Annotated in this window: 15 protein-coding genes; all 15 read left to right on the plus strand. The window is 57.4% G+C overall.

Going from position 1 to position 13557, the window contains the following annotated elements:
* Positions 1–31: 31 nt before the first annotated feature.
* The gene (gene rpsP, locus M7439_RS08805; protein WP_298341531.1) at positions 32–280 is read left to right on the plus strand and encodes a 30S ribosomal protein S16; all 249 of its coding nucleotides are present in this window, start codon (positions 32–34) and stop codon (positions 278–280) included.
* Positions 280–765, plus strand: coding sequence for a KH domain-containing protein (locus M7439_RS08810; protein ID WP_298341534.1), 486 nt, complete (start codon positions 280–282; stop codon positions 763–765). Before rpsP ends, M7439_RS08810 begins: the two co-directional genes overlap by 1 nt.
* Positions 725–1216 (plus strand): ribosome maturation factor RimM, encoded by a 492-nt coding sequence (locus M7439_RS08815; protein WP_298349707.1) that lies wholly within the window; start codon positions 725–727, stop codon positions 1214–1216. The genes M7439_RS08810 and M7439_RS08815 overlap by 41 nt, the downstream gene beginning before the upstream one ends.
* Before the next feature lie 2 nt (positions 1217–1218).
* Positions 1219–1980, plus strand: a complete 762-nt coding sequence (trmD, locus tag M7439_RS08820; RefSeq protein ID WP_366525278.1) for a tRNA (guanosine(37)-N1)-methyltransferase TrmD — start codon at positions 1219–1221, stop codon at positions 1978–1980.
* Positions 1977–2318 carry a 50S ribosomal protein L19 gene (gene rplS / locus M7439_RS08825; RefSeq protein ID WP_298211152.1) on the plus strand — a complete coding sequence of 114 codons (342 nt, stop codon included), beginning with the start codon at positions 1977–1979 and terminating at the stop codon, positions 2316–2318. The genes trmD and rplS overlap by 4 nt, the downstream gene beginning before the upstream one ends.
* A 34-nt stretch (positions 2319–2352) precedes the next feature.
* Entirely contained in the window at positions 2353–2646 is a 294-nt protein-coding gene (locus M7439_RS08830; protein ID WP_298335561.1) for a DUF2469 family protein, read from the plus strand.
* Between the two features lie 21 nt (positions 2647–2667).
* Positions 2668–3765: a PLP-dependent aspartate aminotransferase family protein gene (locus tag M7439_RS08835; RefSeq protein ID WP_298341543.1), complete on the plus strand. Its 1098-nt coding sequence runs from the start codon at positions 2668–2670 to the stop codon at positions 3763–3765.
* Between the two features lie 410 nt (positions 3766–4175).
* A complete protein-coding gene (locus tag M7439_RS08840; RefSeq protein ID WP_298341546.1) occupies positions 4176–4379 on the plus strand; it encodes a hypothetical protein in 204 nt (67 codons plus the stop codon).
* Between the two features lie 113 nt (positions 4380–4492).
* Complete coding sequence (locus M7439_RS08845; RefSeq protein WP_298341549.1) at positions 4493–5200, plus strand: hypothetical protein; 708 nt, start codon at positions 4493–4495, stop codon at positions 5198–5200.
* Positions 5197–6096, plus strand: a complete 900-nt coding sequence (locus tag M7439_RS08850; RefSeq protein WP_298341551.1) for a YncE family protein — start codon at positions 5197–5199, stop codon at positions 6094–6096. Before M7439_RS08845 ends, M7439_RS08850 begins: the two co-directional genes overlap by 4 nt.
* A complete protein-coding gene (locus tag M7439_RS08855; RefSeq protein WP_298341554.1) occupies positions 6093–8168 on the plus strand; it encodes a hypothetical protein in 2076 nt (691 codons plus the stop codon). Before M7439_RS08850 ends, M7439_RS08855 begins: the two co-directional genes overlap by 4 nt.
* Positions 8165–10222, plus strand: a complete 2058-nt coding sequence (locus M7439_RS08860; protein ID WP_298341556.1) for a DUF2079 domain-containing protein — start codon at positions 8165–8167, stop codon at positions 10220–10222. The genes M7439_RS08855 and M7439_RS08860 overlap by 4 nt, the downstream gene beginning before the upstream one ends.
* 70 nt (positions 10223–10292) lie before the next feature.
* On the plus strand, positions 10293–11240 hold the full coding sequence (locus M7439_RS08865) for a glycosyltransferase family 2 protein (RefSeq protein WP_298341560.1): 948 nt from the start codon (positions 10293–10295) through the stop codon (positions 11238–11240).
* A 345-nt stretch (positions 11241–11585) separates the two neighbouring features.
* Entirely contained in the window at positions 11586–12644 is a 1059-nt protein-coding gene (locus M7439_RS08870; protein ID WP_298341563.1) for a class D sortase, read from the plus strand.
* Positions 12645–13095: 451 nt separating this feature from the next.
* On the plus strand, positions 13096–13557 hold a 462-nt coding region (locus M7439_RS08875; RefSeq protein WP_298349710.1), incomplete at its 3' end, for a transposase.

Here is a 13557-nt window from a genome sequence, read left to right on the forward strand (position 1 = left end):
ACGTTGACTAAGTTTGTTGAGGAGAAGTTCTGTGGCAGTCAAGTTGCGCCTAGCTCGCACCGGTAAGAAGAAGCAACCGCACTATCGGATCGTCGTCGCCGACTCGCGCGTCGCTCGCGATGGCCGATTTCTCGAGATCATCGGTTGGTACTCTCCGCGCAATGAGCCATCCAAGTTCAACGTCGACGTCGATGCGGCACAGCGCTGGATCGATAAGGGTGCCACTCCGACCGAGCGTGTCTCGAAGATTCTAGCGCTAGCAAGCAAAGAGGGTGAATAATGACCGAGCATGAAGAGGTCATGAATGAAGAACCGATGGCGACGAGCCAGGAGCATGAGGCCCCTGAGGCGCAAGACACCGTCGTCACTGCTGAGACGGGTCACTCCGCTGAGCCTGCTGGCTCAGTGACCCAATCAGGCGAGTACATCAGCTCGCTGGTTGGCTACCTTTCGCGTTCACTGGTGCGAGGTGGGCAGGACCAGATCACGGTGCGCCATGCCGAGGGTGCTCATGAGGGCGAGGTCAAGGTAACCGTAACCGTACCCCAGGGCGAGCTCGGTAAGGTCATTGGGCGTGGTGGTCGAACAGCGACGGCTATTCGCACCATCGTCGGGGCTGCTGCTCAGCGTTCTGGTTTGAGTGCCCAGGTCGAGTTCTCCGATGGCCGCCCAGGCGGTGGTCGTGGGCGTCCTTCGAGGGGTGGAAATAACGGTGGTAGGCGTGGTGGACCACGAAGAGACGACCGACCCCGTCGACAGGGTTGAGGTAGCTCAACTCGGACGAAGTCACGGACTGGCTGGCGAACTCTACCTACGTCCCTTAAGTGATGTGCCCGGGCGTATTCATGTGGGCCTGCGAGTCGTTACGAAGCTCGATCAAGAACTCGTCATCTCCGATGTACGCCCACTGGGTGATCGGCTCCTCGTCCGTCTGGAGGGCGTGAACTCCATGGAGGAGGCCAAACGCTACTCCGGTCTCACACTCTATGCAGAGCCCCTCGATGAGCCGCCAGTGACCCTGGTTGGTCAACTCATCGGCAAATCGGTCGTCGATCAGCATCACGTTGCGCATGGGGTTGTTGTTGCCGTGCAGGCGAATCCAGCGAGCGAGTTGATGGTGCTAGAGAGTGGGGCCTTGGTGCCCACTCTTTTCATCCTTGAGGTCGAAGATGAACGCGTGCTCATCGAGGCACCTGAGGGGTTATTCGAGCTATGACCTTGCGGGTCACGGTTGTGACCATCTTCCCCCAACTGATCGAGCAGTACCTTGACGCATCGGTGTTGGGGAGGGCCACCCAGCGCTCCTTGCTTGAGGTCACCGTGCTCGATCTTCGCTCCTACACCGATGATCCTCGTCGTTCCATCGATGATGCCCCCTATGGCGGAGGTCCGGGGATGTTGATGATGCCCGAGCCGGTGTTGCGGGCCTTGGCTGACCCACGGGCTGTTCGGCCTACCATTGGACTCAGTCCAGCGGGAGCGACCTTTCGCCAAGCCGATGCGGTCGAGTTGAGTCAGGCAGATGGTTTCACGCTCGTCTGCGGTCGCTACGAGGGATTTGATGCGCGCATCGAGGACGCGTGTGATCGACTGATCTCCATCGGCGATTTTGTTTTAGCCGGAGGAGAGCTGGCGGCGCTCGCGATCATCGAGGCGACCGCTCGCTTGCGTACTGGTGTACTTGGCAACGAAGAGAGTGCAAGGGAGGAGTCCTTCGCCCTCGACCAGCTACTTGAGTATCCCCAATACACTCGCCCACGGGTCCTTGACGGGCACGAGGTCCCCGAGGTGTTGTTGTCGGGCAACCATGAAGAGGTGCACCGTTGGCGCTACGCACAACGTCTCGTGCGGACGCTCCAGCGGCGTCCTGACTTGATCGAGGCCCGAGGGGGGATCTCGCCCCAAGAGGTAGAGCTCCTCCATCGCTACGGGTATGATGAAGTGTTGCAAACTATGAACAAGGAGCGTTTGGAGCGATGAAGCCCACCGACATGTTAGACCAGGAGTCCCTCAAGACGGATATCCCCGACTTTGCCCCTGGCGATACGCTCAAGGTTCATGTTCGCGTGGTGGAGGGCTCGAGAGAGCGTATCCAGGTGTTTCAAGGAGCCGTCATCGCCAGGAACGGATCCGGACTTGGGGAGACCTTCACGGTTCGCAAAGTCAGCTTCAGTGTTGGCGTTGAGCGCATTTTCCCCATCCACTCACCGATTATTGCCAAGATCGAGGTCGTCACCCGTGGCGACGTTCGACGAGCCAAACTCTATTACCTGCGCGACCGAATCGGCAAGGCGGCGAAGATCAAAGAGAAGCGATGAGCCACTCGCTGCTCGGGCTGAGGTTTTGGTTGGCATGAGTTCCGAGGATCTCGAGCGATTTGAGACCGAGGTGGAGCTTGCGCTCTATCAGGAATATAAGGCCGTCCTTCCCCTGTTTAAGTTCGTAGTAGAGACGGAGCGCCGTTTTTACTTGGCGAATGAAGTACAGGTCGAGCCAAAACAGCAAGAGGGTGTCAATTTCGTCGATGTGGTGCTCGAAGACGCGTGGGTCTGGGATATGTATCGTCCAGTCCGTTTCGTCGAGCGAGTCCGAGTCATCTCGTTTAAAGATGTCAACATCGAGGAGATCGCAAAACCGTCGGCGTAGGCTCCAAAGTGATGGGGATAGATGGATACCTTTACGAAGTTACAGCTTCCGGTGGTCGAGGATCGCCTGCATGGCCCCAATCCTGCGGTATCGCTGAACGCGACCTACTATGAGGGGCAGCGAGTTGTCTATGGTCGACATTCCAACTCCACCTGGGAGGCGCTCGAGACCCTGATCGGGGAGCTTGAGGGTGGCACTGGGGTCTCCTTTGCCTCAGGGCAAGCGGCGATGTTCGCCTCTTCACTGCTGGCGAGCTCTCGGTTGGTGATCTCTGAGGATACCTATGTAGGTTCCCGCGATCTGGCGGATTTCCTCAATCAGCGTGCGCTGATCCCCTGTACGTACGTCTCGGAGGCCTCCTTGCACCACCCCAGTGGGCTGACAACCCTGCAAGAGGGAGATGTGTTGATGATTGAGTCACCGTCAAACCCCCTCTTAGTCGCCTATGATATCGCTGCACTCGCCGAGGCCTGCCATGCGCAAGGCGCTTTGCTCGCGGTTGATAACACCGTCGCCACCCCGATCCTCCAGAGTCCGCTGAGGCTCGGGGCAGATATCGTCGTGCATTCGGCCACGAAGTTCATCTCGGGGCACTCTGATGTCCTTGCTGGCTTGGTGATTGTCGCCGATGAGGAGCTCGCCGAGCGGCTCTTCGAGATTCGTGCGGTCGTTGGTTCGATCATCGGTCCCGTGGAGGCCTATCTCTGCTTTCGTGGCGCCAAGACGCTCGGCGTGCGAGTTCGTCATGCCTCTGACTCGGCACAATGGCTGGCAAATGCGCTCGTTGAGCGACTTGGTCGCGAGGCGGTCTGTTACCCGGGATTCGATGAAAAGCTCGTTGGGGAGGGTCGCCAGCAGAGCGCAGGCGGTGCTTTGTTGTCGCTGATTCTCGACACCGCAGAGCGTGCAGACCGGTTTGTGACCCAGTTGGCGGTCTTTCATCACGCCACCTCTTTGGGTGGCGTCGAGAGTCTTGCTGAACGACGCTCCAAATACAGTGGTGAGGAACGACTCCCGGCCGGCCTGGTCCGTCTCAGCGTTGGACTCGAGGCGACCGAGGACCTATGGGCCGATATCGATCAGGCATTGCGTGCTGCGGGGGTTGACGATCCCACCTAGTGACGACAACTGCGCCTACCAGCAAGGATTGTTGACGGCTGAAACCCTTGGAATGGCGCGACTTCTTGGATGTGATCGCATCACCAGGGAAGAGTTTGCTCATGTGGGATGAATAGCGAACCTCGGTTGAACGGTAGGGCGCAATTTGGCGGTACCCGGTTTGCGTGGAGCGCATTGTACCATGAGGACCCATATAGGCGCACCGGAATTGTGATCGCTGATTTCTGCCCTCCAACGAGGGCTCGTCGAGTCAATACTCATATCAACGGGTAAAGTCCCACAGCGCAACCGACTCCCATCGTCACCGATGATGGTCTTTTATGCCTTGGCTCGATGGCTGGGGCACTGGAGGCAGTCAAAGGACGTCCCTGTTTGGATCCGAGCGAGTGGGGTGGCGGGAATGAATCGACATGGTGGTGACATGGCCAGCGGAACTCGACTATGGTGCCAATCCGGATTTTGGGATGGAGCCTCATGATGGAGTGACAGCGAGCGTTCTATTGGTTGACGAATTCTTGTGGTTTGACCCATTACGGCGTGGGCCAGCAGTCACCTATGTGGACGCTGGTGGTAGAAGCACGTTAAGAAGAGATCCAGATCTGCCGACAGCTTAGGTAGTCGATTGACGCCGACATTGGGACTGGACGGTGAGTGTCCTTCTCTCAATGTTTGGGAGATCGATCAGATTTGTCTTCTTTGAAGATTGAGGGTTCTAGGAGGTTGGTTGATGAAGGTTTTTGTGCGGGGAATCGCCGTTTCGACGGTGGCGGGGTTGGTCGCAGTCTTGGGAATGACACCGGCCGCATGGGCCAGTGGCAGCCCTACTCCAAGCAGCCCTTCAGCTCCGGCTCCCATCGCTGGTTTTCAAACCACTGTTCTGAACCAAAGCGTTGCCCCTTCGTCGAAGACGCAAACCTTTCATACAACCTCCAACGTTTCGAACGTAACCATTTCCGTACCCCCAGGTGCCTTCGGGAATGTAGTCGTCCAACTTGTGGTGACCGAGCCTACCCTCTCCTCTCTCACCTCTTCCCTCACGAGCCTGGGGCTCTCCGGGGACACCGTTGGAGCTGGTGTTGGTGTTGAAGTGCTCGATAGTGCCACCGGGCAGGCGCTATCTGGCACGTTCGCGTCAGGCGTGACGGTCACTATTCAGTCGAGTTCGATTACGTCGAAGTCCAAGGTGATTGAGTATCCTGTTGTCGGGAATCCTTACATTGTCAATAGTGCGACGGTAACGAACGGTCAGGCGGTGGTCACCGTTACCAGCGATCCGGGCTTTGCGGTGGCAACACCGGTGTCGTCATCTTCGGTGGTTCCAGGGGCTACCTCTCCCGTAACCGGAAAGAATTTCCTTCCCGAGGCTGCTGGTGCTGGTCTGCTTCTCGTCTTTGGCGGTTCGCTCATGATTGCATCAAGGCGCCGACAGGCTTGAGGGTTAAGTTCCACCAGATCGCAATGCTGGCGCTGGGCCTTGGCGCACTCCTTGGTGCCTGTGGTACTGCGACAACATCTACTGCTCACAGGAGTACTACGCCCGGGTCGACTCAACAGCGCCCTAGTGAGATTATCCCAGTCTCTTCTGGCGCCTTGGCGATGGGGCCATTGCAATCGAATGGCACCATTGCGGTGCTGGCCGGGACGGAGCACTCGAAGGGGGTCTTCCTCTACGATATCGCTGATCATCAGGAGATTGGGAGCTTTTCGGTCTCGAATCTTGCACAGTCGATCACTCAGCTGCCCAATGGTGATATCGCAATCGGTTTTGGGGGCGGTTCGGTAGGAGCGGTGCAACTGTACGCCGAGAGTGGCCGAGAGCTTGCCTCGGTTCCTGTCGCGGAACCAGTGCTATCGTTGAGCGTGGGTAGTAATGGAGGATCCGTTCTTGTTTTGGAGGGCACCAGCCGTGCCCGTGCCGTTGCCCTCTTAGACGTTGCGACTCGCCAGGCCTCCTCAACTATTCCGGTAGCGTTACAGACCGTTGCGATTGCATCGTCGTTGCAAACCCCGAATGAGTTGTATGGGCTGGGATCACAGGGGATCGTTGCTGTGTACACCACGACAACCGGTCAAGAGATCGGAGATTTCACCGTGGGTCACTCAGGCCGTGCCCTCGCTATGGGACCTGGTGGAAATCATCTCTTTGTTCTGAAGGGTTCTGCTCAAATTCGCAATGTCGCCGTCGTAGACCTTGCGACTGAACGCGACGTTCGCGTGCTGCCAGCACCAAAAGGTGCAGTTGCCATTCAGACTGACCTTACCAGTCAACATCTGATCGAACTCGCGAGCTTGCCAAATGCAGCCAATATTCAGGTGGCGTCGACGTCGTGAAAACCCTCGATGTACTTCCTGCACGTGAAGTGGTCGAGAAGCGATCAGAGGAGATAAGTCCCAGTCTGGGGGTTGCGGGTGTCGCTCAGGGTGCGGGTCCCTGGATGCTTGTCGGAGCGGTTCTCGTCCTCTGGGGGCTTCGTTTTGGGCTAGGAGTCGGAGAGAGTGTTTGGTTCAGCGTAGCTGATGTGGGTGCGGTGGCATCGGGTCTTGGCATCGCTGTTGCATCTCCGTGGCTAGCGAGTTCGCCAAGGGCGCGATTTGTTCACTACGTGATCTTGGCGGTTGTCCTTGGAGCGTTCGTCGCCTGGGCTTGGCAGCAGATCTTGTTGGCCCCCGCCTACGCGACGGATGAACTCGCATTTGACCAGTATGCAGCCCATCTTCTGTTGCATGGAGTTGATCCCTATCGCGCGTCTCTTGCTAACGCCTTTCCACGCTATCAGGTATCACCAGATGCCTACACCCTGCGTTTCAATGGATCGCCAGTCACCAGCCTGTCCTACCCTGCGCTCTCATTCCTTGTGTACGTACCGATGCTGTTGGCCGGGATCCACATGCAGGCGGGGGAGATCGTAGACATCACCGCGTGGGCTATAACGATTTTGCTCACCTGGGTCACGGTCCGCAACGACTGGCGACCACTGGTCCTTGTCCTAGTGAGTCTCTCTGCCTATATTGCCTATGCTGTTGGCGGGGTGACAGATGCGCTTTATGTTCCGCTCTTGGTTGGAGTGGCCGCGTCAATGCCCCACTATTTGCGCCGTAGTCGATGGGGCTGGATCGCACCGCTGCTTCTCGGTACTGCGATGGCGATCAAGCAGACGCCTTGGTTGATTGCTCCGTTTCTCGCTGAAGTCGTGCTCCTTGTCGTTGCTGACAGTGAGGGGTGGAGGGCTGCGTGGACTCGGTTGGGGCTCTTTGTGACGATCGCTGCGTCCGCGTTCATAGTCTGGCAGGTTCCCTTTATCCTGTGGGCTCCACACGCATGGCTCGCAGGGGTCCTCACTCCCTTTGATTCCTCGGTGGTGCCGGCGGGTCAGGGGCTGGTAGCGCTCACCCTTGCGTTTGGAGTTGGCGGCGGCGGTTTCTCCTGGCTGACACTTCTGTCCATCGTCTATATGGCTGGGGGCCTTATTATTCTTTGGTTTGCCTGGCCTCACCATGGTTGGTTGGCGTTTGCCTTACCAGTATTGGCTCTGTTTTTTGCGACCCGCTCTTTTGGCTCGTACTTCGTCAATCTCATTCCTGCGGCGTTGGTGGCGCTAGGGAGTTGGCCGCGTAGTCGTGTCGAACTATCGAGACGCCCGTTATTGATTACCCTTGCGGCGTTGGGGACGATCACACTGGGGGCTCTTGTGCTCTGGGTCACCTCCCCTCCACCACTCAGCGTTCGCATTCTTGGCGTTCATACCTCTGGTCAACTTGCCACGATCGACCGCGTGACCTTGGCGGTTGCAAACTCGTCGAACCACCCGATCACCCCTAACTACGTGGCCGAATTGGCAGGCTCCTTTAGTTCGCCCTGGGTGCGGTTGTCAGGACCGACGATTATTCCTGCGCACTCGAGCAAAACCGTCGTAGTGGAAGCGCCCAACTTCCCAGCTCAGCCGTCCGTAGCTGGCGGTTTTCAGATGGTGTCCTTTGCAAAGAACTTCGTTGCCCCTTCCGCCCTCTATGAGCCAGGCTTGTTGCACGTGGTCCTCGTTCCGGACGCACTCAACCACCCAATTCCGTTTGGCAAGACCGTTGTCCTAGAGGCGGAGTTGGTCAATCGACTCGATGAACGCGTTCGACAGGCGGGTGTTCCCGTCTATCTCGGTCAGGCGGTCTATGCCCAGCGAGGTCTACTCTATGGGAGTGCCGCCATTAACCGATCTGGCCCTGGGGCCACTCCGGTGGAGGAGTTGACCGGTCCCGATGGAGTCGCAGATTTCCGCATCGTCGATCATGGGTCGCAACCAGATCCGATCAGCTTTGAAGCAAACCTCGTGTCGACCCAAGGCTTCTACCCCTACGGCTACTCCCAAATCGTGCCAATTCGCTTTGTCCCAGTGAGAAACGGACGATGACGACTCTCATCAACGAGGCGCGACCAACACGCCCTCTTGTAGCAATGCGCAATCGTGGGGAACACGTGCTGCGACGACTGGGGGCGCTCGATGGGGTCGTCAAGGTCGCTTGGGGAATTGGCCTCCTTCAATTTGTGATCCTCTGCATCGAGGAGCTTCGGATCATTGGAGGAGGGGCGCTGAGTGCGGACTACTCTATCGACGCGGGCGCCTTTGGGGCGATCGCCCGCGGTGATCTAGATCCTCGTTATCTTCTCAGCCTCGGACACCCTCCTTTTCTCAGAAATCACTACGATCTGCTCACCTGGCCGTTAGCGCTACTGCTCGTTGCTCTGCTCCATCTTCCTGTGAAGATCAGCTTGCTGATTCTTCTCCAGGCCCTGCCCTTAGCGTTGATCGGACCGATCGTGGCCACCTATGCCTGGGTACGGGGGCGAGAGCGTGGGTTCTTAGGCGTGCGTCTCGGGGTACTCACCCTCGTGCCAGCGTTCCTTGGTCTGATCGATATCTGGCTCTACTGGTCGGCGAGTTTTGACTATCACGATAAAGCCCTGCAAGGGTGTCTGTTGGTGTTGGCGGCGATCACCCTCGAACGGCGTCGCACCGTCTGGCTGGTCTGCCTGGTAGGTCTCTTGTTGTTGACTGGCGATACCGGTGGATTGGTGGTAGTGGGTCTTGGGGTCACCGCACTGTTACGGCGACGATGGCAGGCTGGGGCTGTCATCGTTGTTGCTGGTGGACTTGTCCTACTGGCGCCGGGGAGTATTCTCCCACCGGATGCCTGGGGCGGCGCGACGGTGCTCTATGGGGCGTTGGCGCCAGGCCGTCATCACTTAGCCGGTATCGCGATCGGGGTTCTGCATCACCCAGGCAGAGCGCTCGATCGCCTACTAGAGTCGGTGCCCGACATCTGGGCCCTGGTCGGAGCGGCAGGAGTGCTAGGGGTCTTCAGTGCTGAGGGAGTCGGCCAGATGGCATCCGTGGGGTTGGCGGCCTGGTTGGCTCCGACCCTCTTTGCTTATGCTGGCTTGTTCCAGACCGTCCCTGTCAGTGACGCGCTATTGCTTGGATCGGTTGGCGTGTTGCTGTGGCTCTATGATTCTCGTCATCGACGAGCGATCGGGTCGGCCGTGGGTGTAGCCAGTGTCGTGTGGTCGATGGGTTGGGCGGTGGTCTTTGCGTCACGTCTGGTGGAGAACGTAGTGGGTATCGCGCCCTCTGCCCAGGCAGGAGCCTCGCTGGCCGCGATCGAAGCAGCGATACCCCTCCATCAAGAGGTCGTGGCTCCGAATGGGATTATCGGCGACTTCGCGGCTCGCCACCAGAGCCTCGAACCCCTTGGGTGTGGGGTGCGCACCAGTTTTCCTACCGATGGAGAGTTGGTGAACGTGATTGTTGCGCCAGCCGTTGGCGTTGAGTTTTGTACGCCAGCTGGCCTGGCGTCAGAGGCGACGGCGGCGGCGCAGCTCCCTGGTGCCAGGTTGCAGGTGCTTCCGGGTCCCGTCTACTGGGTTCGTTGGAACCCAGGCCCAGGGTCGCGCGATGTGCAGATTACGTCTGGGGCGGCTGGTGTCTGTGGTTCACTCGCTCACAGTCTCACCACCCCTTCGTCGTTGCATGGAAGGGCGAAGGGTTGTGCCACGTCGTTCAACGGTCCAGGGTTTGCTCTCCAGGGCTTCACTGTGGCCTTCCCCCCGACGACACGCGATGAGGCGATTGTATCGCTCTCGGTCTCTGGGCGAGCTTCGCTACAGGTTTGGGATGATCCGGCTGGCACCCTCGTCGCCCAGCGCTACCTCGGCTCCTCATCGACGGAACTCGTTACCATGCCGTTTGTGACTCCGCGTCTGACGCCGCCATCAGCGGCGTTCTCCGATGGTGTATTTCCGTTCCAGACCCGATTTGTGCCCCCGATTCCCGAAGATGCCTTCGAGTTGCGAGTCTTTGTGCCCAAGGGTTCCGCCGTCACTCTTGACGGGGTCTGGATGGGGAGTAGCCGAGAGAGCGTGGCGGCTCTGCGATCGGCCTTGTTTGCTGGAGTTGGCCAGGGCTAAAAATTTACCGTTCAGGTCTTGGTTATTTAGGTCGAAAAGAAGAAGGGATTAGCATAAAGGGGATTAGATCATGTTAGGGGGTAAACGAGTGGTTGTAGTGGTTCCTGCCTACAACGCAGAGCGGACTATTGAGGCCACTATTGCCGAGATTGACTTTGGTGTTGTGGACCGGGTCATTGTGGTCGACGATGCGAGTAACGATCATACCGTCCAAAGAGCAAAGCGTTGCAATGCCTTGGTCGTCACCCATCAGAAGAATCAAGGTTATGGTGCCAATCAGCGGACCTGTTATGGACTTGCGCTGGATGATCATGCGGATATTGTTGTCATGGTGCATGGGGATTATCAGTACTCACCCCGTTTGATTCCGGCGCTTGCTGGTCTCATTGCATCAGGTCACTACGATGTGGCACTTGGATCACGAATTCTCGGGAATGGCGCCCTAGAAGGGGGGATGCCGTGGTGGAGATATCTAGCGAATCGTATTCTTACCGCCTTTGAGAATGTCGTGGTACGACAGAAACTTTCTGAGTATCACACGGGGTTGCGCGCCTTCTCAAGAGATCTGCTTGTGTCGATGCCACTTGGCCAGTTCTCCAATGATTTCGTCTTTGATAGCGAGGCGTTGGCCTATGCAGTAGCCAGTGGCGCGCGTATTGGAGAGGTCTCCTGCCCAACGCGCTATTCACCTGACTCTTCCTCGATCAGCTTTCGGCGGTCGGTCCGGTACGGACTTGGAGTGGTGCGCACATCGCTGGCATGTCGACGATCTCTCGGCGGGCGCGGTCGAGGAATCTTTACGGGAGTAACCAAGATAGTTCATGGCGAGCGGAGTTCTCTTCCACTAGAGGTGGAGAACACGGAGTCCCATACTCCACGACCAACGACCCGATCATTTCGGGAGATGAGTTCTGTGGGGGACACGGATCGAATAGGAGTATCGGTAACTGGTGCACGCGTGCTGGTGAGTACGCCTCATGGCGAGGAGGCTCAGATGCCTTCGACCCAAGCCGTGTAATGGTTGCTTTGAAGACACAAAGGGTTTATCGGAGGATCCCTGGTTCGACGGATGTCCCCTATGGTCGCTGTGAGGTGGATAGTACTGGGACCGATGATTCAAGACTGACGTTCCATGCCAGGGAGAAGCGGTACCAACGCAGTTAGATGTGATGGGCGGGCAGATACGAGCAACGATACGCTTGGTTCCGTAGTTGTCCTGGGAGGGTCCGCGTTGATAGACGTCGGCATCTCCGAAGGGCGAATCGCGGACCGTCCTCAATGTTTGCGCTGCTTCAGCCGATATAACGGGGAGGAACGACTGTCGAACGGTGCTTATCGTGATTTGTGATCAACGGTGTTGGCGATGACTCGATCGCGAGGGCGCCATAGCAGGGCTGACCACAGCTGGAAGTTGCTGTTTGGAATTGGTGCGCTCTGCATGTTGCTCGGATTGCTTCTCGTCGGCAGGATTGGGCTGTTCTATGCTCGCTCATCGATTGTTGGTGGGGAGAAAATCAGAGCGGTTGTCGATGCCCATCAAGGACAGCCATGGCCCACTGGGGTAATTGCGCTACTCAGAATCCCCGGGATTAGCCTGGTTGCGCCGGTGGAACAGGGAATTGGTGACAACGTCTTGAATGTTGCGGTTGGACACCTCCCGTCCAGCGTGTTGCCCGGTGTGGCGGGAACGTCAATCATTGCTGCCCATAACGTGAGTTGGTTCTCTGGTCTCGGAGGTCTACGGAACGGGAGTCTCATTGAGGTTGACACTCCGACACAGCAGCAGGTCTATCGGGTGGACTGGCACAAAGTTGTCCATACAGGGTCGCCAGTAGCCAATACTGCAACGTCGAGTGTTGTCCTTGAGGCATGCTGGCCGCTCGATGCTTTGTATCTCACTCCCTATCGGTACCTCGTTGGCGCGACGCTGGTATCGTCGTTAGCCATCGACAATACTCCGAAGATCCCGAAGGAGGATCACTTCCGGCCCGTTGGCATCCCCCCGACGATTGCACGCGAGAATCTTAACCTCGATGCGAACAATCTTCCCATGGGTTCCTTCGCTATCACTGGTGAACCATCCGCGTCATGGTCGGGATCCAGCGCGCCTTACTCGTTGGCCAGTGCTGAAGTGAGCTGGTTAATCGCCTTGTTGCACGCGGCGAGTGCTCAAGATGGTTCCGAACTTGTTGCGGTGAGTCATGACTCAACGCGTGACGTTGCTCCTTTGCTCCATGGTTATCTGGGGTTTGATTCACTTGCGAACTTGTCAGAAACAATCGATGGTCGGCATGCTGTCGCTGGAACTGCCTCGGTCGATCTCAAGACTGCGACAGGACAAGTACGGGTGGTGGAACATTTTGTTATTCACTCGCTCCAGGTGCGATTGAACGCAACGTCGATCACTCAAGTGTTGAATTGATTCCCGGTAGGCAAGTAGATTGACTCTTTGGGACGTAGGGTTCTCAAGACGGCGCCAATTGATTGATTGGCCGCTATCGATCGAGTTCTGCTCTTCCATTCGCATTAAATCCGAACTGCCCACCGATGGTATCTTCTGCTAAGGTCGTTGTCGAGAATCAGTGGTTTCGTTCGCATTATTTGCCCCCGGTGGTGATGGGAGTTGATGACCAATTGAGTTCGAAGACTCAACGATGGAACATAGTTGGCACAAAGAGCTGTCCGATTCGGACCCTTTGAGCGAAATCCGTCGATTTAGAGCTGGGCATGGGTGCCTTCTGCGGCAAGCATCCGCGCCAAGTCAGCCAGGGCCTAGGACTCTGCTGAACAACCCACCCCCAAAATGAGGAGAAAATGAGAGGGGACATCTCGGGGTGCTTGAGGGGTTTTCCCAGCTCAAGTAGACTCTTTTCATGTTAGGAACTGAATCTCCCCAGGCCCATCTCACCGCTACCGCCGCCTTCTGTTCTACGTTGTTAGAGCCTGGTTCGCTCTATCACTTCCTCGCTGAGCACCGCAGGGAGATCTTCGCTGATGCTAAGTTCGCCCATCTCTATCCCTCTGGTACCGGGAGGCCCTCAATCCCAGCCTCACGCATTGCTTCGGTCATGGTGTTACAGACCTTAGAGGGACTCTCTGACCGAGAGGCCCTGGACCAGGTCCGCTATAACCTGCGCTGGAAGCTTGCTCTTGGTCTCGATCTTGAGGATCGGGGCTTTGACCCCTCGGTGCTGACCTACTGGAGGAATCGCATTAAGAACTCTTCCACCCCTACCCTCATCTTTGATCTGGCCCGGGAGATCATCAATGAGACCAAGATTCTTAACACCCACACCAAGCGGGTTCTTGACTCTACCGTTCTCGTCGATGCCGTC

The organism is Ferrimicrobium sp. (genome assembly GCF_027319265.1).
Lineage (GTDB): Bacteria > Actinomycetota > Acidimicrobiia > Acidimicrobiales > Acidimicrobiaceae > Ferrimicrobium.

Excerpts from the sequence above, each read along its gene's own strand:
- M7439_RS08840 (WP_298341546.1), top strand. The coding sequence starts at position 4,176 with ATGGTGGTGACATGGCCAGCGGAACTCGACTATGGTGCCAATCCGGAT.
- M7439_RS08830 (WP_298335561.1), top strand. The coding sequence starts at position 2,353 with ATGAGTTCCGAGGATCTCGAGCGATTTGAGACCGAGGTGGAGCTTGCG.
- M7439_RS08865 (WP_298341560.1), top strand. The coding sequence starts at position 10,293 with ATGTTAGGGGGTAAACGAGTGGTTGTAGTGGTTCCTGCCTACAACGCA.
- rplS (WP_298211152.1), top strand. The coding sequence starts at position 1,977 with ATGAAGCCCACCGACATGTTAGACCAGGAGTCCCTCAAGACGGATATC.
- M7439_RS08845 (WP_298341549.1), top strand. The coding sequence starts at position 4,493 with ATGAAGGTTTTTGTGCGGGGAATCGCCGTTTCGACGGTGGCGGGGTTG.
- M7439_RS08870 (WP_298341563.1), top strand. The coding sequence starts at position 11,586 with ATGACTCGATCGCGAGGGCGCCATAGCAGGGCTGACCACAGCTGGAAG.
- M7439_RS08860 (WP_298341556.1), top strand. The coding sequence starts at position 8,165 with ATGACGACTCTCATCAACGAGGCGCGACCAACACGCCCTCTTGTAGCA.
- M7439_RS08835 (WP_298341543.1), top strand. The coding sequence starts at position 2,668 with ATGGATACCTTTACGAAGTTACAGCTTCCGGTGGTCGAGGATCGCCTG.
- M7439_RS08810 (WP_298341534.1), top strand. The coding sequence starts at position 280 with ATGACCGAGCATGAAGAGGTCATGAATGAAGAACCGATGGCGACGAGC.